Raw genomic sequence first — 23065 nt, forward strand, 5'->3', positions numbered from 1 at the left:
TTATTTTAGAGCTCTAAAATTAATGAAAAATGAAGATTTTTAAGAAAATAGTACTCTTACTTTTAGTAGTGTTTATAATTGCTCAGTTTTTTGGGCCAGATAAAAATGAAGGTGATTTTACCTCTGTAGAAGCTTTTTATGCAGATACTAATCCGCCAGAAGACGTTAAAATTATTTTAGAAAACGCTTGTAATGATTGCCATAGCGATAGCACAAAATACCCTTGGTATAGTAATATTACACCTGTTAATTATTGGTTAGCAGACCATATTGAGCATGGTGTTAAGCACTTTAATGTTTCTAAATGGAACGATTACAGCGACAAGAAAAAAGACCATAAACTAGATGAGTTAATTGAAATGGTCGAAGAAAAAGAAATGCCTTTAGAAAGTTATACTTGGGCACATAGCGAGGCTAAATTATCCCAGGATCAAATTGATGCGGTTATTAATTGGGCCAAAACCGTTAGATTAAAATATACCTTTTTAGAAGAAGCGCAATAAGCTTACAAATACTTAAATTTATTTTGAATGCTATTGTAAACACTACAGTAGCATTCTTTTTTAAAATAATATGAAACAAAAATTACTGGTTATTGGTTTTGTTTGGCCAGAACCCAAAAGTTCTGCAGCTGGTAGCAGAATGTTGCAATTAATTACCCAATTTCAGCAACAAGGATATGAGGTAACTTTTGCATCTGCGGCAAAGACATCTGCTAATACATTCAATTTAGATAGCATTAATGTATTAACCCAATTTATTGTTTTAAACGATGCTTCTTTTGATGCTTTTATAAAAAACTTGAATCCTAATGTGGTGTTGTTTGATCGTTTTATGACCGAAGAACAATACGGTTGGCGCGTCGCAGAACATTGCGCTGATGCATTACGAGTTTTAGATACCGAAGATTTTCATGGATTGAGGAAGGCTAGGGAAGTAGCGTTAAAACAAAATGAAACTGTTTCTATTTCACATTTACAAAATGAGATTACCAAACGCGAAATTGCTAGTATTTACCGATGCGATTTAAGTTTAATGATTTCTGAAGCCGAAATTGAAATTTTAACGGAACACTTTAAAATAGATAGAAGCTTACTGTATTATCTACCATTTTTATTAGAACCAATTCAACCAGAACCCATTAATCTATTGCCAAAGTTTGAAGCAAGACAACATTTTGTAACCATTGGTAATTTTTTACATGCACCTAATTATGATGCTGTTTTGTATTTAAAACAAACAATTTGGCCCTTAATTAGAAAACAATTACCAAAAACCGAATTACATATTTATGGTGCTTATGAAGCTCAAAAAGTTACGCAACTCAATAATAAAAAAGAAGGTTTTATAATAAAAGGATTTGCGGAAGATGTAAATGTGGTGATGCAAAACGCTAAAGTATGTTTAGCAGCTTTACGCTTTGGAGCAGGACTTAAAGGAAAATTGGTAGATGCCATGCAGAATGGAACACCTTGCGTTATGACAGCAATTGCAGCAGAAGGCATGTTTGGTGATTTAGAACCAAATGGATGTATTAAAGACTCACCAGAAACTTTTGCAAAACAAGCTATTGAACTTTATAAAATTGAAGAATTTTGGCAACAGAAACAACAAAATGGTTTTGAAGTTTTGAAACAACGATTTAATCGCTTAGATTTTGAAACTGATTTTACTGCGCATATAAATGGACTTTCTTCAAACTTAAAATCTCATCGCGAACAGAATTTTATTGGTCAATTGTTGATGCATCAAAGTATGCAAAGTACTAAGTATATGAGTAAGTGGATAGAGGCTAAGAATGGGTGATTTTTTTTAATTGTGTCTAATAGTCTTGTATAACCGCCAGTTACGGGTTAATTTGTAATTGTTTTCGGTTTGGCACAAGCCGTAGTAATTCCTTTTGAATTAGGACGTAGTAGAATCCGTCGTAATTGCGGTTGTACATTGTAGTAAGTAGTTTTTTATTCAGATTCAGTTTGGTTAATTAATTCCATTTGATTTTTAATATGTTCAGATAAAAATTCTTTTTCTTTAGTATTTAAGTTTTCTAAAATTCCAACTCGTCCATAAAAGCTAACATTTTCGTCGTCCTTATGTACTAATACTATTAGAGGAAATCCAGTTTTCGCCTCAAACATTTCCAAGTCATTTTCCATTCCAGATATCGGATTTTCACGGTCTAAGAAATATTTAAATCTAATATTTTTTTCAGTAGGACTATCAAAAGGGTCGCTTGTTAGACTTGCTGATTCTATGAAACCTTGCACTTCATAAAAGTCAGACTCATTATAATCAGAATATCGTTTTTCGGACTTGCAAGATGAAAGTCCGAAACTTAATGCTATCAATATAGTTAACGTTTTTCTCAAATTTCCGTTAATGGTTAGATGATATAAAAGCATTTCAATGTTTTATATCATACGTTAAACGAAGTTAGGCTTTTAAATGTACAATGTCAAGCACAAAATTTCTTACTAATAGTAAATTAATTGGAGTAAAATATCTTCTCGAACCTTTTTGGTAATTCGCTTTTAAGATTTATATTTTCCTTAGTAAAGGGATGAGTAAATTCTAATGCACATGCATGTAAATACATGCCTTTTCCATGCAATATTAAATCTTTTATGCCATAATCTTTATCCCCTAAAATAGGATTTCCAAGTTGAGATAAATGAATTCTTAATTGATGTCTTCGACCTGTTTGTGGTTCTAATTTAACCAGATTAAGTTTGGCGAATCTTGGAGAAGAAACAGTTTTAATGACTTTGTATTGAGATGTTGCTGATTTCCCGTCTATGCTAGAAGTAATGATGTCTTCTGTATTTGGCATATTTCCTATGGTTACAGCAAAATATGTTTTTCTAATTTGTTTAGTTTCAAACAATTTATTTAATGTTCTTATGCTAGTGCTTGTTTTTCCTGTGAGTAAAATTCCTGTAGTAGCATAATCTAAACGATGTACAGGTTGAGGTTTTGTAGCATCTGGTAAAGAGCTGGGTTCTAAATTTTGAATTAACGCATTCGCAATTGTTTTAAAATGATTACCGCTTACCAAAATACCAGCTGGTTTATGTATAACGGCTAAATAATCATCTTCAAATATAACATTGAGTTTAAAATTGAATTTTTTATGAGAACTCACTTGTTTTGGTAAAGTTAATACAATGGTTTCTCCACCAGATATATAAGTTGCAGTAGATGCAATTTTACCGTTAACGGTAATATAATTTTTTTTTAGAGCTTTCTTTAATGCAGATTTTGTTGGGAAAGCATCAAAAATGCCAACACCATAGTCTTGAAGACGAGTAGGTGTGCTTTGTTCGGGAACAATATGTGTTATGATCTGTGTAATAGATTGTAGAAATTAAAATAGTCTAGCACGAATTTAATTTAAAATAAAAAAAGCCATTAAGAAATTTAATGACTTTTTTCGAAACAAAAACAAACTATTAATCAACTATTCTTTTAGATACAACTGTTTCACTTAAATGAATTTAGTTAACATTTGTATCTGGCATGCGTATTCTAATTTTCCTTTTTCAATTATTTTTTAAAAATCGCTTCTTTTAAACCATTATTAAACTTTATGTTTGTCCAGTTTACGGAAATCCAAGGTTGGTCAGTTACTTCAGCTTCCCAATTAGAAGATTTGTATTTTCGTTTGGTTGGTATTAAAATTCCTTCAATGTCTTCGTATTCTACTTTCATAAGAAACGGAACTTCCATTTTGCCAAAATCTGCTACTGTAAATAAAAATTGGTCAACTAAACCTGTGTTTTTATTAATGTATAATTGGTAAATATCAGTAGGTTTATTATCTGTAGATGTAAATGATACTTTTACAATATCGTAAACAATACTATCTATTGTTTTATCACCTAAATACTCGTAAATGACACCTGGATCTAACAATTTTGGCATCATTGCAAACCAATAAAAATTTGTTGGTCTATTAAAAGCTACACGTTTTAAGGCTGCTTCATCTTCTATAATAGTTCCGTTGTTTTTAAGCCAGAATTCAGAACCATCATAACCTTGTTCTATTAAACCTTCTAGTTGAGGAAGTGTTCTTTGGTGTTGGCTATAAGCGCCATAGGATAATTCGCCATTAAAAATATATTTTTCGGTAGAGATATCTATTTCACCTTTTGGTGTTTTATAAGTATAGGTGTAAACAACATCTTTTTTATTAAGAAGGGTTTGGTAGTTTCCTGTTTTTTGTGTGAGGTTGTAAACCAGCTCATGACCTTTATTTTTAAAAGTCATAGGCTCTGTTTTAACAGCTTCAGTGTTATCTACTTCTTTTGTGGTTTTGTCAGTAGGTGTTTTTTTAGTCTCATTACAAGACATTAAAATAATACAAAGTAAGAGTGTAAAGATGTTGGCTTTCATATGTTTTTTATAAGTTGAATTTTGTTTTATTTTTTTAAATGAGTGCACCATTTGCGCCTACAACTTGACCAGAAATCCATTTAGAATCATCGCTTGCTAAAAACACAGCAATTTTGGCAATATCTATAGGTTTGGCTAAGCGGTTAAAGGCGTTCATACTGCTTAATTTATCAATAAATTCTTGTGATTTTCCGTTTAGAAACAATTCTGTTTCTGTGGCACCAGGTGCCAAGGCGTTTACTGAAATTCCTCTTCCTACTTCTTTAGAGAATACTCGTGTCATTTGCTCAACTGCAGCTTTAGAAGCAGAGTAGAGTGCATAGGTTGGAAACATTAATTTTACAGTACTCGATGAAATATTAATAATATTTCCATTATCAGATAATTTATGAAATGCTTCTTGCAACGTATTAAAAACACCTTTTACATTTACATTAAATTGATTAGTGAAATCGTCTTCAGTATTATCTTTTATGGCTTTAGATATCATTATGCCAGCATTGTTAATTAAAACATCAATGCGGCCATACGTAGAAATGGTTTTATCAAATAAATCTGTGACTTCGGTTTTGTTACTAACATCTGCTTTTATGGCTAATGCTTTACCTCCTTCGTTAATAATAGTTTCAACAGTTTCTTCTGCTTCTAACTTACTATTAGAATAATTTACAATTACCGTTGCTCCATTTTTAGCTAATTGTATAGCGATTTCTCTGCCAATACCTCGAGAAGCACCTGTAACAATAATAACTTTGTTTTCTAATGTTTTCATGAGTTTATTTAAGTGCAATTAAGCGTTCTGCAATTAGTTTTAAATTAGGTTCGGCAATTTCTGGAGTAGGTGCAAGTGGATACTGTTGTGCACCAGGTCGACTTACAAAAGCACCTCTCCAGTTTGCCCATAATGCGCCAGCGATGTCCCAACCGTGTGCAGCGACTAATAGACATTCGTTAGAATTTACTCCCATTTTCCTGGCCGCCCAATCATAGGCGTCTGTATGAGGTTTATATTTTCCTATATCTTCAATGCTTAAACGTTTGTCAAAATAATCTAACAAACCAGCATTTTTAAATTGAGTTTCTACTCCAATATTAGATGAATTTGTAAAAGATACTAAGGTGTAGCCTGCCTTTTTTAAGTCTGATAATGCTTGTTTAACTTCTGGATGTGCCGGAATTGAGCGTAATGGACCTAATATAGCTTCTCTACCTTCTTCTTCAGATAATGTTATGCCGTGATTAGCTGCTACCATCTGTAGTGCTGCCGATCCTATAATCCCAAAATCATTGTACTGTCTACCAACTGTAGATACTAGAGAATATTGTAGCATAGTGGTAAACCATAATGGTAATAAATCGCTTCGGTTTCCTAGAACTTTGCCAACACTTTCTTTCATTGCTGTTAAGTCTAACAAAGTTTCATTAACATCGAAAAATAAAACTTTAGGTCTAGTGGTTGTTTTGTTCATTTGTTTGTGGTCTTTATTGGATGTTGCAAATCCAAATTGTGGAATGGTAGCACTAGCTAAACCTAGCATTGCAGATTTTTTAATAAAATTTCTTCGGTTGTTATTCATGTTTTTTTTGTTTTTACATACTATTCGGTATGTTTTGTTTTAAAAAAAAAACTATGCTTTTAGTTGATTAATGTATAATGAGAGACCTGTAATGTATTCATTTAAAATAGTATCATCATTATATAATTTTCTTATACCTCTAACGCCTTCAAAAGCACTTATTAAATATATGGCAATTGCATTGCTTGAGAGCGATTTATTAATGGTGTTTTCTTTTTTTCCGCGTTCTAATAAATGAATTAAAGCAGCTTTCCATTCTTCAATAATTCGTTTTAAGGCAATTTGGTAGGCCTCTTCTTTATCAGCAATCTCATTAATGAAATTATTCATAGGACATCCATGTTTCTTATCAAATAAAGAGAAGGATTTTAAGCGTCTAGAAAAGGTGTTTTCTAAAATAGTTAATACATTTCCGTCTTCGTATAATGGTGTAATCATACCATCATAAACACGTTTTTGTAATTTAGAGCTAATTATTTCTAACCCTAAGGCTTTCTTGCTCTTATAGTGATGATAAAAAGCACCTTTAGTAAGGTTTGTTGCTTTCATTATTTTATCTACACTTGTAGACTCAAAACCATTTTTATAGAACAATTTGAAAGACTCGTCTAAAATTAGCTGTCTAGTAAGTTCGGATTTTTGTCTTTGTTCCATGTGTCAAATGTATTATAAAAAATACTAATTAGTATGTTTTGTATTGTTAAAATAAGCTTAAAAAAATTTTGAAAAACAATTATGTAAAGTATATTTGACATATGGGAAAATATGTTTTCCTTTATATAAAGAAGATTTGTCAATTATGAATACAGAGAAACTTATTAATTGCGAACGTAAAAACTTTCAGAAACTTATAAAATTTAGGTTACCACATGGTTTTATGACTGTTGGTATTGCAATTGTAGTCTTATCAATTATTGGTATGTGCGTGCGAGCGTTTGCTTTAGAAGGCGACTTATTATGGCTAAAACAGTTGTTACAAAAAACACTTTTGGTAGGTATGTTAGTTATGTCTATGTCTAAGGACAAAGTAGAGGACGAGATGACTATTACTTTAAGAGCACAATCTTATGCCATTGCTTTTGTAGTTGGTGTGATCTATGCGCTAGTGATGCCATATGTAGAATACGGTGTTTCTAATGTGGTTCATTCTGGTGGCGAAGCGTTTAAAGACTTAGGCGATTTTCAGGTATTACTTTTTATGCTAATGATTCAGCTTTTGTTTTATCATAATTTAAAACGTTTTAGATAATGGAAAACACTATAAAGGTAGAACGCGCTATTTTAAATTTAACACAAGATGAATTGGCTAAGAAAATAGGTGTGTCTAGGCAAACCATAAACTCTATTGAAGCTAATCGTTATGTACCATCAACGGTTTTAGCTTTAAAATTATCTCAACTTTTTAAGAAACCTGTAAATGATTTTTTTAAATTAAATGCTGATGACTATTAGAAATAACTTATAATAACTTAATGAGTTCTTGCATACCTTCTGTAGCAGATTTGGCAATTACGGTTACCATGTCTCCGCTGTTAATAGCTGGCTTTGGGTCTATGTAATAAATCGGAGTTTTGGCTTGCACATAATCTATTAAACTTGCCGCAGGATAAACTTGCATACTTGTGCCAATGATGATAAGAATATCTGCAGTGTTACAGATGTTAATTGCGGTTTCAATCTTTGGTACTGCTTCACCAAACCAAACAATGTGTGGGCGTAATTGATGTCCTTTGTCACATAAGTCACCAATGTTTATATCTTCTGTCCAATCTCTAATGTCGTTCTCATTTCCTGTACTTCGTATTTTTCGTAATTCGCCGTGAAGATGCACTACATTTGTACTACCAGCACGTTCATGTAAATCATCTACATTTTGTGTTACAATGGTTATTTTATACTTGTTTTCTAGTTCAGCCAAATCGAAGTGTGCTTGGTTAGGTTCAACCTCTTTTAACTGCTTGCGTCTTTCGTTATAAAAGTTTAAAACCAATTCTGGATTGCGCTCAAACCCTGCAGGTGAAGCTACTTCCATAACATCATGGCCTTCCCAAAGTCCGTCCGCATCTCTAAAGGTTTTTATTCCACTTTCGGCACTCATGCCTGCTCCTGTTAATACAACGATGTGTTTTTTCATAGATTAAAAATAATTAATTTTGAGTTATTTTGACTGCACTTAGTGTTTCAATTAAAATTAATGGCTTTGCTCTAAAGGACATTTCTTATTTTTGAATTATGCAAGATTTACAATTATTAGACTATTTAGAAACATTTTTAACTGAAAATAGGAGAGAGCGTTTTAAAAATGTGTTGCCACAACGAACAAAACATTTTACAGTTGCTACAGAAGATGTTTATCAATTACATAATACAAGTGCTGTAATGCGTTCTTGCGATGTGTTCGGAATTCAAGAATTAAACATTGTAGAAGAAGTGAATTCTAAAAGTATAGATAGAGAAATTGCAATGGGTGCACAGAAATGGGTAGATTTAAATAGATACCATTCTACTGCAGATTGTATAAGTGATTTGAGAGACAAAGGCTATCAAATTGTAGCAACCACACCACATAGAGATGACTGCGAACTAATTGATTTTGATATTACTAAAAAGTCATGTTTTTTCTTTGGAAGAGAAACAGAAGGATTATCTGAGCAAGTACTAGAGGAAGCGGATTGTTTTTTAAAAATACCAATGGTTGGTTTTACAGAAAGTTTGAATATTTCTGTGTCTGCCGCAATAATTCTTCAGCATGTCACAGCTCAATTAAGAAAATCTGCAATAAATTGGAAACTAACAGAAGCGGAGGTTATAGAGAAACGATTTGATTGGATTAAGAAAACTTTAAAAGATTATGATGCTATTGTTGAGCGCTATGATTCAACTAAAAATAAGCTATAAATTAATTCAGCTTTAATTTTTCTTATTTGTTTTTCGTTCCTTGCTATTTCTTATTACTTTATATTCTTCGTAACACTCGCTAATAGCGTCTAAAATTTGAAGGTCGTTTGCCGTATTTATAAAGTCTTTAGAGTAGTTACATTGGTTTACAATTTCGTCTAAATCGTATTTTGTAACTTGGAGTAGAACTAATAACATTTCTCTATCGAAACGTTTTGCCAATTGATTTCTAATTTCATCATCTTCCTTCATTTTCTTTAGCTTATGCATTTCGTTGGGCTTTTTTCCAAACATATTGTATAAGAAATCTGCAGGATTAAATATTGCACCTAAAACTTTGGTTGCTATATTAGGTTTACCAGCTTCATAACCTTGTCCAGGTAAGCCAGATATACGATAACGGTTGTTAGAAGTTACAGGAATTTGCTCCATATCTACTTCTAAATAACCTGTAAGTTCTAATTGTTTTACGGTAACTTCTTCTAATGCTAAGGCCAATTCTGTCATTTGAATTTCTGTTTCTCCAAATTTTAACCAGTCGTTTGTAACTCGGACTTTAATTGATTTGTAACCTAAGTAAGATAAATGAAGGGTATCATTTACGTTGGCTTTGATTTCAAATTCACCTTCGTCGTTTGAAGCTGTACCAATAACCTGATTAATATTTACAATGTTTGCTTCGCTTAATGGTAGTTCTGTAGAGGCACTAACTAAAGTACCTTTAACTGTTGTTGGCGTTTTTGTGGCTGTGCTGTCTTGACTATAGCCTTGGACTGTAGTTAAGCATATAATGAGAATTAATAAATATCGCATGTAGTAGTGTTACTGGGTAAAGGTAATAAACAAAACCGATTTAACATATTGGACCTTTATATTTGACTTAAAATTAACAAACTTTAGTTTTAGAGTTTTAGAGTTTTAGAGTTTTAGAGTTTTAGAGTTTTAGAGTTTGAAATGAAAAAATCCAAAACTTAAATTAATTTTTCAAGTTTTGGATTTTGTATGCGCCTTTATAATCTTATTAGTTGTAAAATTATTATCTAAACGACATTTAATCTCTGCGTCTAGAACGTCTAGGTCTATCTGAACCAGAGGAGTTAGTAGATTCTGGGCGTCTGTCTCCTCTAGAATCGTTAAATTTTCTATCGCCTCCTCTGTCATTTTTATTGTTATCAGAGCGTCTGCTTCTTCTATCGCTTCGGTTTCTAGAACCAGAAGAACGTCTTTCACTAGAGCGCCTATTTCCTCTGTCATCTCTTCTGCGGTTTCCACCACCAGAACGTCTGTCGTTTCCGCCACGTCCACGACCTCTATCGCGTCTTCCGCCACCACTACGACCTCTATTTTCGCTAACTTCTACGTTTACAAAACGACCATTGTGTTTGAAGTCAGTGAAGAATTCTAAAACTTTATCTTTTAAGTTATTTTCTGTATTAAAAAACGAGAAACTTTCCTTTACATCTACTTTAAAGACATCATCACGCCCTAATTCTAGTTGTTCTTTTAAGAAATCTTTTAATTTCATCCAATCAAAACCATCTTTACTACCAACGTTTATAAAGTAACGTGTATCGTTAGATTGTTTTGCGTAATCTCGTCCGCCATCTCTATCACCTCTAGATTCTACAACATTTATATCTTTAGATTTTTGATAATAATCAAAGAATCGATTAAATTCTACTGAGAAGAATTTTTTAATTAACTCATCTTTATCTGTATCGGCAAATAATTCGTTAATACTATCTAAATGCTTATCAATTTCGTGATTAGTCTCAGTTGCATGAATTTTATTTGCTAAAGACATTAATTGTACTTCCACTATATCAGTACCAGAAGGAATATCCTTTTTCTCAAACTGCTTTTTAATGATACGTTCTATACTCTTAATCTTTCTAACTTCACTTTTAGAAACAATTACCATAGAAACACCTGTTTTACCAGCACGTCCTGTTCTACCAGATCGGTGTGTGTAAGTTTCTATTTCGTCTGGTAATTGGTAATTGATAACATGTGTTACATCATCTACATCTATACCACGTGCAGCGACATCAGTAGCTACAAGCATTTGTATTTGGTTGTTTCTAAATGACTTCATTACCAAATCTCTTTGATTTTGGCTTAGGTCTCCATGCAATGCACCTGCAGAATAGCCATCTTCAATTAAGTTTTCGGCAACTTTTTGTGTATCTCTTTTAGTTCTACAGAAAATTACAGAAAATATATCTGGATTTGCGTCTGCTAAACGTTTCAAGGCTCTGTAGCGGTCTCTTGCATTAACTAAATAATACTCGTGAGAAACGTTACTTGTACTTTCGTTTTTGTTACCAACAGTTATTTCTGTTGGGTCGTACATAAATTTCTTAGCAATTGTAGCCACTTCTCTAGGCATCGTTGCGGAGAATAGCCATGTACTTTTATCATCTGGTGTGTGCGATAAAATGTCTGTGATATCTTCATAGAATCCCATATTTAACATTTCATCTGCTTCATCTAAAACACTATACTGAATTTTAGAAATATCAACCAATCTGCGGCTAATCATATCTTTCATACGACCAGGCGTTGCTACTATTATTTGGGCGCCTCGTTTAACTTGTCTGGCTTGTTCGGTAATACTAGATCCACCATAAATAGCTACAACATTTAAACCCTTGCAATATTTACCATAGTTTTTTAATTCATTGGTGATTTGTAAACAAAGCTCTCGAGTAGGTGATAATATTAATCCCTGTGTGGTTCTACTTTCAATATCAATTTTTTGTAACATTGGGAAACCAAAAGCTGCTGTTTTACCAGTACCAGTTTGTGCTAAGGCTACTAAGTCTTTGTCTTCTTCTTCTAATAAAAGTGGAATTGCTTTTTGTTGAACTTCACTAGGTTTTACAAAACCTAAATCTGTAATGGCGTTAAGGAGGTCTTCATTAAGACCTAATTCTTGGAATGTGCTCATTCTTGAGTTTTATGTATTCGATTATGTTCTGTTGGTGTTACAAGAGAAGCGAATCGACATACTAAACACTAAAACTTCTAGGTAACACATCCTCACTCTGAGGAATTTAAAAATTCAATTTATGAATTTTTTGCAAGGTGCAAAGGTAGGTTAATTTATTTAAATTGCAATTTTGTTGGCATTTAGCTTATGATTTAATTATAAAAACCTTCTGAAGTATGTTCAGAAGGTTTGAAATTTAATTAATTCTGGAGTAGAATTAAGATACAGTGTCTTTAGACCATGCAAACTTCTCAAAAGGTGCATCTACAGGTGTATTTGCAATATGATTAGTGTAGTTACTAATAGTCTTTTGAGATAATCCTAAGATGATATCTAATACGTGCTTTTCTTCGTATCCTGCAGCGTAAAATGTGTCTAATTCTGCTTGAGAAACATTGCCACGATTTCTAACAATAGATAATGTCATAGTGCGTAAAGCTTCAAGTTTAGCATCTTCTAACGGTGTTTCATTACGTAAAGCTTCTGTAATGTTATCATCTACTTTCATCATTTTGGCAATGCCTGTATGGGCTGGCACACAATAATGACATGCATGTTCTACATTAATAGCTTGCCAAACTACGGTTAACTCATCCTCGTTAAAAGAAGATTCCGAAAATAACTCATGTAAAGTTTGGTAAGCTTTTAATATTTGTGGTGATCCCGCTAAAACGCCGTGTAAACCAGGAACCATTCCGAAGGCTTTTAAAGAATTTTCTAATAATGGTTGCGCATCTTTTGGTGCATCTTCAATAGTGTGAACTTTTAATGTTGTCATTGTAATTTTGTTTTTAATTTAAAATTCTGTTAATCTTTTCTAAACGTTCGTTTAGTTATTGTGTAAAAAAAATGTGTTATAAATTTTTGAAAGTCATTTCTATATAATCTTCAATTTCTTGTTTTGTATTTACTCTCGATGCCGCAGCTAAACCATGTTTTGCTAATAACAAATAGTTAGCTTGCCTTAAGATAGTTTCTTCATTTTTAGAAGTATCTATTTTTAATTTTTCTATGATAATTTGCTTTAAATTAGTCATAAAAGCTTCCATTTGCTCTTTTACCATGTCATCTTCTGTTTCAGAAAATTCGTTATAGGTATTTGTAACAAAGCATCCTTTTAAGTTGTTGTCTTTAAAATTAGAACTTACAGAATCGTAGAAAAATTGTTTAATGTCTTCAATTCCTTTTGTTCCGTTTTTTAATTTATTGAAAACCGAATTTACGCTAGATTTATAGTGTTTTAAACTCTCTAAAAATAAACTATGCTTATTTCCAAAACTAGAATATATAGAGAACTTGTTAATGCCCATTTCTTTTTCAAGCATTTGCATTGAAGTAGACTCATAGCCATTTTTCCAAAAAAGACGCATGGCCTTTTCTAGTACTTCAGCTTCATTATATTGTTTTGTTCTGGCCATTTTTATATTCCCAATAAGAGAAACATTTATATTTACATCACAAAACTAAACAATCGGTTAGTAATAAAAAAAGTTTTAACATTATATTCTGAAATACCTTTATTTGCTTAGAAATTCTATGAGTTGGGTTACGGCTTTCCCACGATGACCAATTCTGTTTTTTTCTTCAAGCGTAATTTCTGCAAAAGTTTTATTATAACCTTGTGCTTTAAAAACAGGATCGTAGCCAAAGCCACCTTCACCATGTTTTGTTTTGGAGATTTCACCTTTGCAGATACCAGTAAAGGTGTGGAGTTTTCCATTAATATGTAAAGCAATTACCGTTTTAAATTGGGCATTTCTGTTCGGTTTATTTTTTAATTCAGTCAATAATTTATTGGTATTATCTTCTGCATTACGTTGCGGACCAGCATAACGTGCAGAAAAAACACCTGGTTCGCCATTTAAAGCTTCAACCTCAAGGCCAGTATCATCAGCAAAACAATCGTAACCGTAATGTGTTTTAAGGTATTCTGCTTTTTGTATGGCATTACCTTCTATGGTTAATTGGGTTTCTGGTATATCTTCTGTGCAGGCAATATCTTTTAAACTTAAAAGTTTAATGTGTGGTGGCATTATAGCTTGTACTTCTTTTACTTTATTTAAATTGTTTGTTGCGAAAACGAGTTGCATAGAGTCTTTTTATTAATGTATTTTAGCTATTGTAAAAATATAAATCTAATTACATATCCTTGTTAAAAATTTTAAACATTAAAAAGACTCTAGCATTAAAACTTTTTATTTCTTTTACATGCTCTTTATTATATATTACTGCACATGCTCAAGATATGGAAGGTATAGATGACTTGTTATTGGATAGGGATATAGACAATTACTCTTTTAGAGTATTTACCAATTTTAAAGCTAATAAATTTAGTATTTTAAGTGAGACCTCTAAAGCTAGATTTGCTCCAAACAATAGACATGGATTAGGCTTGGGTATAGCAAATAGAAAAATAATTTTAGATTTAGCTTTTAATATTAAAAAAGCAAATAAAGAAGCTACAAAGAAGTTTGATATACAAGGAACTACAATTATAAAAAGAAGACATTATACCAATTTATATTTTCAAAGCTATAAAGGTTTTACAGCCAAAAACAATTTTGATGTAGATTATGATTTTAGAAGTAATATGCGCTCTTTAAGTTTTGGAATTAATTACCTATACACTTTTAATGATATTGAATTCTCATATGCCTTACTTAAAGCTGGTTTGGAAGACAACGAAAATAAAAATGTTTTAATTTCTGGAGGAATAGGACTGTTTTCTGGTTTTAACTATTTTTCTGCAAATTCTGGTATTCTTACAGAAGACACAAGTCTATTTTTTAATGATCAGGCTAACATTAGACGCTTTCAAGGTGTAACAGTTGGTGTGTTGGCAGGTTTGATTTCTTATTTTAAATTACCAGAAAATATTACAGCAACTGTAAATATTATGCCAGGAATGGGTGTAATGTATAAAAAACTTACCATTGAAGGCGGAAGCTATACACCTAGTAATCCTATGATTTATAAGCTAGATTTTATGCTTGGTTTGGGCTATAATTTTGATAGATTTTACATAAGTCTAACTTATAATAATGGTTTGTATACTACTGATTTTGATTATTCTAACAGGTATAGATTAAATGTAACAAATGCTAAACTAGCTATTGGTTATAGGTTTAAAAGTTAGAATAATTAATTATTAAGTAACCCAGTTTTAAATTCCATATTCTATTTATTTAAGTGATAGAATTTTAGAAATTTTATAAATTATTTATGATATATATCAGTCAGAAAATTGCTGTTAATCTTTATCTTAGACAAAAGAATTATTAATTAAAACAAGATAGATTATGACTGTGAATTTTCAATATGTAAATACAGATGTTAGTGAAACACTTTCAGCTATTACTACAGAAAAATTAGAAAAATTGGTAAAAAAAAATGAGTTCTTAATATCGGCACAAGTCTATTTTAAGCACGATGATAAAGATTATAACGCTGGTAAAATTTGTAAAATAGAATTGAGTCTTCCTGGTCCAAGGATTTTTGCTACATCAAATGAAAAAAATTACGAAATGGCTGTAAATAAAACAATCAGCGATTTAGAAAAACAACTAAATAAACGAAAAGAAACCTATAAAACATTTTAATATTTAACGTTACGACGTTTGTTTTTTCAGAGGGTTTATAGTTTTTAGCGATGATGATATGGCTCATTTCTAAGAATTGTAAACCCTCTGTATAATTGTTCTATAAAGAATAACCGTACCATTTGGTGAGAAAATGTCATTTTAGATAAACCTAGTTTTCCGTTGGCTCTTTTATACACGGCATCAGAAAATCCGTAAGGACCTCCAATTACAAAAATTAGGGTTTTAATACCAGAATTCATGTGTTTTTGCAAATAGTTAGAAAAGGCAACAGAATCTAACTGTTTACCGTTTTCGTCTAATAAAATTAAAACATCAGAATTTTGAGTTTTCGCTAAAATAAGATCACCTTCTTTATCCTTTTGTTGCGCCTCTGATAAATTTTTAACCTTCTTTAAATCTGGAATAACTTCAAATTCAAACTTGATATAAAACCCAAGTCGTTTAGAATAATCTGCAATTAAGGCAATTAAGTTTTTGTTGTCCGTTTTGCCTATGGCTATGAGTTTAATGTTCATATTTCAAATTTACAATTTACAAGGTATCATTTTAATTTTTTTTTAGAATTATAATTCGTAATTCTAAAATCGGATATCGTTAATCAATTTCCTATTTTTACATCAAATAAGTATTTAATATGATTTCACAAGCACAATTCGATAAAGAAATAGAATTAATAATCTCTAATGCCATCCGTGAAGATGTTGGTGATGGCGACCACAGTTCATTAGCATGTATACCAGCTTCAGCACAAGGAAAAGCAAAATTATTGGTAAAAGATACTGGTGTAATTGCTGGTGTAGAATTTGCTAAGCAAGTGTTTGCTTATGTGGATGCTAAAATGAAGGTAGAGACCTTAATTGAAGATGGCAGCCGAGTTAAACATGGTGATATTGTATTTTATGTTGAAGGTGCTTCACAATCTATTTTAAAAGCAGAACGTTTAGTACTTAATGCCATGCAACGTATGAGTGCTATTGCCACAAAAACAAGAGAATTTGTAGATATTTTAGAAGGAACAGGAACCAAAATTTTAGATACACGTAAAACAACACCAGGCATTAGAGCTTTAGAAAAATGGGCTGTAAAAATTGGTGGTGGTGAAAACCATAGATTCGCATTGTATGATATGATTATGCTTAAAGATAATCACATTGATTTTGCAGGAGGTGTTTCTAAAGCTATTAATTTGACTAAGGATTATTTAAAAAATACCGAAAGAGATTTAAAAATCATTGTAGAAGCTAGAAACCTTGATGAAATTAAAGAAATTTTAAATTGTGGAGGCGTTTACAGAATTTTAATAGATAACTTTAATTATGAAGATACTCGTAAAGCGGTAAAATTAATTGGTAACCAATGTTTAACTGAATCTTCTGGTGGAATAAATGAAAACACTCTGAGAAAATATGCCGAATGTGGTGTAGACTATATTTCATCTGGTGCATTAACACATTCCGTTTATAACAAAGATTTAAGTTTAAAAGCAGTATAGTTTAATAAATAAGTCTAAAAAATGAGCCGAATTAAGGCAATAGCTAAACGCTAAATAATGACTAAACACATAGAAGATAAATTAGATAAGATTCCGGTTTTAAATATAATTGTGCGTTTTTTTAAGCAAATTAGACTACCAGGATTTGAAGGTTTATCTATTTATGATTTGTTAGAGCTCTACGTAATGGGAATTGTAAAAGGTGCATTAACAACAAGAGCTAGTGCTATTGCGTTTAGTTTCTTTACAGCTATATTTCCTTTTTTATTATTTGTAATTATTTTAATTCCGCATATTCCAATACCTGATTTTCAATCAGAATTTTTAGATTTTTTAAATTCATTTTTACCACCGCAAACTTCGGATTTTTTCATTTCAAATATTTTTGATAACATAAGTGGAAATGGAGGAGGAGGTCTATTGTCTTCTGTATTTTTATTATCCATGCTATTAATGGCCAATGGTGTAAATGCTGTTTTTTCTGGCTTTGAAAATTCGTATCATAAACAATTAACAAGAAATGTGTTTAAACAATACATATTCGCTTTGGGTATAGCTCTAATTTTAGCCATACTAGTATTGTTAACTGTTGCATTTTTTGGTTATTTTCAGATTTATGTAATAGAACCTTTATATGAAAGTATTAATAATGAAATAGTCTCTGAAGATAACTCAGGTGTTGGTTGGGTGATTTTTGCAAAGTATATGTTCTTTGTAGCAATGACGTATATAGCTACAGCAACATTATATTATTTTGGAACACGAGAAGGACGAAAATCTAGATTCTTTTCCGTTGGTGCTTTGCTAACTACTTTACTTATTATTTTAACCTCGTATTTATTCGGAATTTACATTAATAACTTCTCGCAATACAATGAACTTTATGGGTCAATTGGAGGTTTGTTAATTCTATTATTATATTTGTGGTTAAACTCTAATATTTTACTTTTAGGCTATGAGTTAAATGCCTCACTTCAGTTTTTAAGGAAGCATCCTAAAGCTAAAAAACCAATTAATTTTAAGGATATAATTAGTTAAAATGTTTTAGAAATTCCTCCTTACGTCTTACTGATATTGGTACCTGTGCTTTATTAGACATTACAACGTAACTTTGTTTGCCTTTAAAATATTGTTTAACGTGGTCTAAGTTTATTAAATGCGATTTGTGTGTTTTAAAAAACAAACCATCATCTAATAAATTTTCGTAGAATTTAATGGGTTTAGAGACTATTGTTTTGCCTTCTTTGGTATAAATATGTGTATAACTTGTGTCGGCTTCTAAATGAATAATGTCTTCAATTTTTAAGGTTTCAAAGCCTGTTAATGACGGAATTGTAATTACCTTTTTTTGGTTAGGTTTTATGTTTTTAAATAAATTTTGAAGTTGCTGCTCCATGCTTTGCTGAGAAATGGTTTCTCGTAATCTAGAAACGGAAGCATTAAAATCATCGGCATCAATTGGTTTTAATAAGTAATCAATAGCACTGTATTTAAAGGCTTTAATAGCAAAATTATCAAACGCTGTAGTAAATATGACTTTAAAATTTATGGTATCAATGGCTTGAAGAAAATCAAATCCTGTTTTTTCATGAATTTTAATATCTAAAAACACCAAATCAGGTTGTAGTTGTGGCACAAGTTCTAAAGCGTCTTCAATGGTGTCTATAACTTTTAAGACATTAAAGGTGTTAGGTTGTTGTCTTTCTATTAAATTTAAAATACGGTCAGAGCAATGCTTTTCGTCGTCTATAATTATGGTTTTTATCATTTTTAGTAAGCAAATTGCATAGGTAATGAAACATCTATTCTGGTACCTTTGGTTTTATCAATTATTTCAATATTTCCGTTGGTATTTTTTAATTTATTGATAATCTCAATTCTACTTTTGGTAATGGCCATTCCCATAGATTTGTTTTCTGTGTTAGCTTTGTTTGTTGCAGAGGATTTTCTACCTATCCCATTATCATCAACACTACAAATTAGCATATCGTTTTTGGCTTTAAATGAAATGGTTAAAACACCAGAATTTTCCTTATGAGATAATCCATGAATAATACTATTTTCTATAAAAGGTTGCAAAATCATTGGTGGTACAAGGATATTATCTTCATCTAGTCCTTCATCGACGATAATATTGTATGTAAACGTATTATTGAAGCGTTTGCGCTCAATATCCATATAAGTTCTAAGTAGGGAAATATCTTCACTTAGTAGAATCTCCTTTTTTTCAGAATTCTCTAAAGTGAGTCGCATTAATTTGGCAAACTTGCTCAAATAATCGCTAGCAGACTGTGTGTCGTTTTTTAAGATATAATCGCCAATTGAGTTTAGAGAATTAAATATAAAATGCGGATTCATCTGAGAGCGCAACGCCTTTAATTCTGTATCAGAAACCTTGGCATTAAATTCAGCTTCTTTAGATTTAGAAACGGCATCGCGCTTTCTTCGGTATAAAATGAAACCAATGATTGCGGCTAAAACTAAGCCTGCTCCTCCAATAATAGACGCATTTTTAATTGATTTTTGGCGTTCAATTTCAACTTGTGCTATGGCTTTGTCTTTATCGGCTTTAAACTGAATTTCCTTTCTGGAGATTTCTAATTTTCTATCAGCATTAATTAAACTATCTCTTAAAACAATATGTTCTTTATAGTTAGTCAGTGCATTTTTATAATCACCTTTTTGAGCGTATACATTAGCTAATGTTGCCAAAGCACTATTTTTAGTAGATAAACTATTGATGCCTTCACTCAATTTTAAACTGTTTGAGGCATAATATTGAGCTTTTTCGATGTTGTTATTTTGCAGGTAAACTTCAGCTGCGTTAGTGTACGCTGTAACGCGTAAGCCTTCAATGTTATGAGTTTCAATGATATCTAAACTCTCTTGTGTGTTTAATAAGCCATCCTCTAAAAAGCCTGCATTTGTTTGTACTACGCCTAAGTTAGTTTTGATATTGGCTATAAAAATTGGCCGTTTGTTTAGTTCTGCACCAACCAATGCTTTTTTGTAGTAATAAATGGAAGAATCTAATTTTTTTTGTTCGCCATAGACATTTCCAATATAAAATTCAGTCGTGTATTTGCTCTTGTTTTCCGGATTATGAAGTAAGGTTTTAAAGCTTTTTAAAGCTTTGGTATATTCTTGTTGCTCTAAATAAATAAGTCCAATATTGGTAAGAACTCCAATTACATATTTTTGAAATTTTGGCTCTTTTTCAAAAACGTCATAAGCCTGTTGATAATACTCTAAGCCTTTTAATGGGTCTGATAAAAAGTAATGTTTAACAATACCTAAATTATTATAAGATATACCAATGCCTTTAGGGTAATTAAGTTTTTGGGATAACTCTAAAGTTTTGTTGTTGTACGTTGTCCATGTGGTATCTGCAGGTGTTAAGAACATCTTTCTCGCTGCATATTTAATTCTAAGATTTACATAATTGGTGTCTTGGGTTTTGTAATTAGAAATTAAATTTTCTAGAGAATCTAACATCTTATTTTGCGAAATACAAACAAGCGGAATCAATAAAAAGAGGATACTGAGATATCTTTTCATTTCAATTATTTAATTAATAGCTAGGCTAAAAATAGTAATTATTTGTTAAAAATAAACTAGAGTTTTAACGTTAATGTACTCAAAACCAACGTTGATAAGTTGGTTATGGTTTTTGGAAGAGAATAATTAGTTCTTTAGACATAATTAAATCTATAACATCAAAAACATGAAATCCATTCTAAATTCCCTCAAAATCGCCTTCACTTTTTTAATACTAGTTGGTTGCTCTAATAGCGACGATTCAGATTCTAACGTTTACGGAACAATTCAATTATCTGGCGCAGATACAGCTGTTGTTGGGTCGTCTTTAACTGTTGGCAATATAGATTCTGACGCTTTAGATACCACAGGTACTTCTAGCTCAGTTGTGCTTTTAGATGAAAATACAACCTTTGTAAATGGCGAAATAGAATCTTCAGATTATTCCAATGCGTTTATAATAGTTGCTGCAGAATTTAATGCCGTAGATGAAGCTGATGTTGAGAAATCAATTTCTATGACTATCGTTAAAAATGGTGTGCAAATGAGTTATGTCTGTACTTCTCCTGCTACAACCTCTGGAGGTAATATAGATTGCGGTACAGGCTTTAGTGTAGATAAAGTAGAACAAGAAATTATTTTTTCTAACACAACAGTTATCAATGTTGAAAATGAGAATGTATTAACTATGAATGGTGTTATTCAATACAACTAATATTTAAAATCTCTAATTATGAAATTAATCAATCCAAACAAGCCTCATCTCGTAATAATATTATCAATTTTTATAGGCCTTCCGCTTATAAGTTGGTCTCAGCCTAAACGTTTAAAACCACCCAAGCGAAGTTCTAGAATAGAAAGTGTAGATAATTTTGTTAGTCATTCATTTGAATTATATCACAAAGTTTTTGTGTATGATAGTTTAACAAAAGCTGGTATTGAAATACCTGCAGAAATAGAAGATGAATTAATTGAACGTGCAGAAATTGATGCCGATAGTTTGTGGCAAGAAGTGCCAGATTTATTAGAAGAAATTAGCGATGCCTCTGTGATGAAACAAGCTAAAGCGACCATAAATTTAAATAAAACAAAGAAGGCCCTAAAATTTTGTTTGACAGCAATTAAAAATTATTTCACAGAACCAGAAGAAGATTAAATATTTGATATATGAAACTAATAAATACGTTTATATTACTGATTATTAGTGTTTTGTCGGCAAACTCACAATCCTATAAAAAAGCATTTAGAGATGATATGTGCCAGTGTATAGAGCTGGTTAGCCAAAAGAGGAGTCTTACAAACAATGTACTTAAAACATGTTATGTAGAAATCCTTCCAAATTATGCAGATTTAATAGATGCAACTATTACAGAAGAAGATATCAATAAGAAATTTATAGAAGGGCAATTAGCACGCAAGGATTTGCTAACAGCTATGTATTCTGAATTAATTTATACCTGTGATACGTATTACAACTTTATTGATTTTCAAAGAACCAATAGTGCATTGGTTTTGCGCGAAAATGCCAGTGAGAGTGAATTAAAACGTTATAACCAATGGGTTGCCTTAAAACCAAATTTCACAACCTATTATATGAGGGCTTGTGTACATTTTACGCTAAAAAACTTAAAAGAAGCTGAAGCAGATATTAATAAAAGTCTAGCACTAAACCCAAATAAAAAAAGCGCAAAAATTACTAGAAAAGAATTAGAACTTTTAGCATGGGTTTACGAGGAACAAGAGCGTTTTAAAGAAGCTGTTGCTATATACGATTCCATTTATTTAGGAGATTTTGATACTAATGTAGCTCAACTTAGAGCATTAGCCAATAGAAAATCTGGTGGTACAATGTCTCAAATTCTAAAAGAAGAAATTACTAGCAATAAAGTTCTAGGACAAAAAGAAAATACCAATACTCAAAAAAATCAGAAAGTATTAACATCCAATAAAAGTAAGTCAGAAACAACAATAAAAAGTAAAAAGAAAGATACGGCTGCACTGAGAAAACTTTTTAAAATTTAAAACCAATAACTACCCACTAAAACATGAAAAATAATTACCTCTTTACAATACTTATCAGTTTACTATTTCTAAGTTCAGTGTACTCTCAAAGTATTTCAGAACCTGGAAAATTAGGATTAGGCTTTGCATCATCTTATCCAGGTTATGGATTAAGTGCTAAATATAATTTTACCGAAACTCACGCAGGCCAAGTTATTATTGGAGGTGCATCTTACGGATTTGGTACAAGTTCTTTAGCTATTTCTGCGCGTTACCTTTATAATTTTAAAACAGGAGGAAGCAAGCTTATTTATAAACCTTATGTATACGGACAAGCTGGTTATTTTAGTGTAAAGGTTGAATATTTTGGCGTGTCAGAATCATATAATACGGTGTCTTTTGGTTTTGGTGGAGGTATTGAATTAACTATTGATGAATTTGTAGAAGGCTTGGCTTTTAATGTAGAATTAGGTTACATAGGTGGTTCATTTGATAATGGTGTGGGCGGATTTGCAGGTTTTGCTTATGGTGTAGGTATTCATTATTATTTTGATATATAATTTTTTAAAATCTA

The 23065-nt window shown here is 31.4% G+C and carries 28 protein-coding genes; 13 read left to right on the forward strand and 15 right to left on the reverse strand.

From position 1 onward, the window contains the following. Positions 1-29: 29 nt before the first annotated feature. Positions 30-503 (forward strand): heme-binding domain-containing protein, encoded by a 474-nt coding sequence (locus GN138_RS07440; RefSeq protein ID WP_157363162.1) that lies wholly within the window; start codon positions 30-32, stop codon positions 501-503. A gap of 70 nt (positions 504-573) precedes the next feature. Continuing rightward, positions 574-1806 (forward strand): glycosyltransferase, encoded by a 1233-nt coding sequence (locus tag GN138_RS07445; RefSeq protein ID WP_157363163.1) that lies wholly within the window; start codon positions 574-576, stop codon positions 1804-1806. A gap of 155 nt (positions 1807-1961) precedes the next feature. Here GN138_RS07445 and GN138_RS07450 read toward each other — a convergent pair whose 3' ends face one another. The 6 genes from GN138_RS07450 to GN138_RS07475 form a co-directional block, all read right to left on the reverse strand. Continuing rightward, positions 1962-2402 carry a hypothetical protein gene (locus GN138_RS07450; RefSeq protein WP_157363164.1) on the reverse strand — a complete coding sequence of 147 codons (441 nt, stop codon included), beginning with the start codon at positions 2400-2402 and terminating at the stop codon, positions 1962-1964. 83 nt (positions 2403-2485) lie between these two features. Next, complete coding sequence (locus tag GN138_RS07455; RefSeq protein WP_317162715.1) at positions 2486-3142, reverse strand: RluA family pseudouridine synthase; 657 nt, start codon at positions 3140-3142, stop codon at positions 2486-2488. A 401-nt stretch (positions 3143-3543) separates the two neighbouring features. After that, the gene (locus GN138_RS07460; protein WP_197429327.1) at positions 3544-4392 is read right to left on the reverse strand and encodes a DUF6503 family protein; all 849 of its coding nucleotides are present in this window, start codon (positions 4390-4392) and stop codon (positions 3544-3546) included. Between the two features lie 34 nt (positions 4393-4426). Next, complete coding sequence (locus tag GN138_RS07465; protein WP_157363165.1) at positions 4427-5164, reverse strand: SDR family oxidoreductase; 738 nt, start codon at positions 5162-5164, stop codon at positions 4427-4429. Positions 5165-5168: 4 nt separating this feature from the next. Continuing rightward, complete coding sequence (locus GN138_RS07470; RefSeq protein WP_157363166.1) at positions 5169-5969, reverse strand: haloacid dehalogenase type II; 801 nt, start codon at positions 5967-5969, stop codon at positions 5169-5171. A 51-nt stretch (positions 5970-6020) separates the two neighbouring features. Then, positions 6021-6623, reverse strand: a complete 603-nt coding sequence (locus tag GN138_RS07475; RefSeq protein ID WP_157363167.1) for a TetR/AcrR family transcriptional regulator — start codon at positions 6621-6623, stop codon at positions 6021-6023. A 145-nt stretch (positions 6624-6768) separates the two neighbouring features. Here GN138_RS07475 and GN138_RS07480 point away from each other — a divergent pair, with 145 nt between their 5' ends. Together GN138_RS07480 and GN138_RS07485 are read left to right on the forward strand one after the other, a co-directional pair. Then, positions 6769-7218: a hypothetical protein gene (locus tag GN138_RS07480; protein WP_157363168.1), complete on the forward strand. Its 450-nt coding sequence runs from the start codon at positions 6769-6771 to the stop codon at positions 7216-7218. Next, entirely contained in the window at positions 7218-7421 is a 204-nt protein-coding gene (locus GN138_RS07485; protein ID WP_157363169.1) for a helix-turn-helix transcriptional regulator, read from the forward strand. The genes GN138_RS07480 and GN138_RS07485 overlap by 1 nt, the downstream gene beginning before the upstream one ends. Positions 7422-7428: 7 nt before the next feature. Here GN138_RS07485 and GN138_RS07490 read toward each other — a convergent pair whose 3' ends face one another. Further along, a complete protein-coding gene (locus tag GN138_RS07490; RefSeq protein ID WP_157363170.1) occupies positions 7429-8103 on the reverse strand; it encodes an SIR2 family NAD-dependent protein deacylase in 675 nt (224 codons plus the stop codon). A gap of 98 nt (positions 8104-8201) precedes the next feature. Between GN138_RS07490 and GN138_RS07495 the strand changes: the two genes are divergently transcribed. Beyond that, a complete protein-coding gene (locus tag GN138_RS07495) occupies positions 8202-8867 on the forward strand; it encodes a TrmH family RNA methyltransferase (protein ID WP_157363171.1) in 666 nt (221 codons plus the stop codon). Between the two features lie 12 nt (positions 8868-8879). Here the strand turns inward: GN138_RS07495 and GN138_RS07500 are convergent, their stop codons facing one another. The 5 genes from GN138_RS07500 to GN138_RS07520 all read right to left on the reverse strand — a co-directional run bounded on the left by GN138_RS07500 (position 8880) and on the right by GN138_RS07520 (position 13949). Further along, positions 8880-9680, reverse strand: a complete 801-nt coding sequence (locus tag GN138_RS07500; RefSeq protein WP_157363172.1) for a carboxypeptidase-like regulatory domain-containing protein — start codon at positions 9678-9680, stop codon at positions 8880-8882. Positions 9681-9918: 238 nt separating this feature from the next. Beyond that, entirely contained in the window at positions 9919-11817 is a 1899-nt protein-coding gene (locus GN138_RS07505; protein WP_157363173.1) for a DEAD/DEAH box helicase, read from the reverse strand. A gap of 259 nt (positions 11818-12076) precedes the next feature. Further along, complete coding sequence (locus tag GN138_RS07510; RefSeq protein ID WP_157363174.1) at positions 12077-12637, reverse strand: carboxymuconolactone decarboxylase family protein; 561 nt, start codon at positions 12635-12637, stop codon at positions 12077-12079. Positions 12638-12713: 76 nt separating this feature from the next. Beyond that, complete coding sequence (locus tag GN138_RS07515; RefSeq protein WP_157363175.1) at positions 12714-13277, reverse strand: TetR/AcrR family transcriptional regulator; 564 nt, start codon at positions 13275-13277, stop codon at positions 12714-12716. A gap of 99 nt (positions 13278-13376) precedes the next feature. Then, positions 13377-13949, reverse strand: a complete 573-nt coding sequence (locus GN138_RS07520; protein WP_157363176.1) for a non-canonical purine NTP diphosphatase — start codon at positions 13947-13949, stop codon at positions 13377-13379. A gap of 59 nt (positions 13950-14008) precedes the next feature. Between GN138_RS07520 and GN138_RS07525 the strand changes: the two genes are divergently transcribed. Next, complete coding sequence (locus GN138_RS07525; RefSeq protein ID WP_157363177.1) at positions 14009-14995, forward strand: DUF4421 family protein; 987 nt, start codon at positions 14009-14011, stop codon at positions 14993-14995. Between the two features lie 163 nt (positions 14996-15158). Continuing rightward, a complete protein-coding gene (gene hpf, locus GN138_RS07530) occupies positions 15159-15458 on the forward strand; it encodes a ribosome hibernation-promoting factor, HPF/YfiA family (RefSeq protein ID WP_157363178.1) in 300 nt (99 codons plus the stop codon). 44 nt (positions 15459-15502) lie between these two features. Here the strand turns inward: hpf and rlmH are convergent, their stop codons facing one another. After that, positions 15503-15976, reverse strand: a complete 474-nt coding sequence (rlmH, locus tag GN138_RS07535; RefSeq protein ID WP_157363179.1) for a 23S rRNA (pseudouridine(1915)-N(3))-methyltransferase RlmH — start codon at positions 15974-15976, stop codon at positions 15503-15505. Between the two features lie 119 nt (positions 15977-16095). On the opposite strand from rlmH, the gene nadC reads away from it, so the two are divergent. Next, entirely contained in the window at positions 16096-16953 is an 858-nt protein-coding gene (gene nadC / locus GN138_RS07540) for a carboxylating nicotinate-nucleotide diphosphorylase (protein WP_157363180.1), read from the forward strand. Between the two features lie 57 nt (positions 16954-17010). After that, positions 17011-17991 (forward strand): YihY/virulence factor BrkB family protein, encoded by a 981-nt coding sequence (locus GN138_RS07545; RefSeq protein ID WP_157363181.1) that lies wholly within the window; start codon positions 17011-17013, stop codon positions 17989-17991. Here the strand turns inward: GN138_RS07545 and GN138_RS07550 are convergent. Further along, a complete protein-coding gene (locus tag GN138_RS07550) occupies positions 17984-18721 on the reverse strand; it encodes a LytR/AlgR family response regulator transcription factor (protein WP_157363182.1) in 738 nt (245 codons plus the stop codon). The two genes, GN138_RS07545 and GN138_RS07550, sit on opposite strands and share 8 nt — an antisense overlap. Before the next feature lie 2 nt (positions 18722-18723). Then, complete coding sequence (locus GN138_RS07555; RefSeq protein ID WP_157363183.1) at positions 18724-20511, reverse strand: tetratricopeptide repeat-containing sensor histidine kinase; 1788 nt, start codon at positions 20509-20511, stop codon at positions 18724-18726. A gap of 166 nt (positions 20512-20677) precedes the next feature. On the opposite strand from GN138_RS07555, the gene GN138_RS07560 reads away from it, so the two are divergent. The 4 genes from GN138_RS07560 to GN138_RS07575 are packed head-to-tail and all read left to right on the forward strand — an operon-like array spanning position 20678 to position 23051. Beyond that, positions 20678-21205 carry a hypothetical protein gene (locus GN138_RS07560; RefSeq protein WP_157363184.1) on the forward strand — a complete coding sequence of 176 codons (528 nt, stop codon included), beginning with the start codon at positions 20678-20680 and terminating at the stop codon, positions 21203-21205. A gap of 18 nt (positions 21206-21223) precedes the next feature. Next, entirely contained in the window at positions 21224-21646 is a 423-nt protein-coding gene (locus GN138_RS07565; RefSeq protein ID WP_157363185.1) for a hypothetical protein, read from the forward strand. Positions 21647-21657: 11 nt separating this feature from the next. Then, positions 21658-22512, forward strand: coding sequence for a tetratricopeptide repeat protein (locus GN138_RS07570; RefSeq protein WP_157363186.1), 855 nt, complete (start codon positions 21658-21660; stop codon positions 22510-22512). Positions 22513-22535: 23 nt separating this feature from the next. After that, the gene (locus GN138_RS07575) at positions 22536-23051 is read left to right on the forward strand and encodes a hypothetical protein (RefSeq protein WP_157363187.1); all 516 of its coding nucleotides are present in this window, start codon (positions 22536-22538) and stop codon (positions 23049-23051) included. Positions 23052-23065 lie beyond the last annotated feature (14 nt).

It is taken from the genome of Winogradskyella endarachnes (assembly GCF_009741275.1).
Classification (GTDB): domain Bacteria; phylum Bacteroidota; class Bacteroidia; order Flavobacteriales; family Flavobacteriaceae; genus Winogradskyella; species Winogradskyella endarachnes.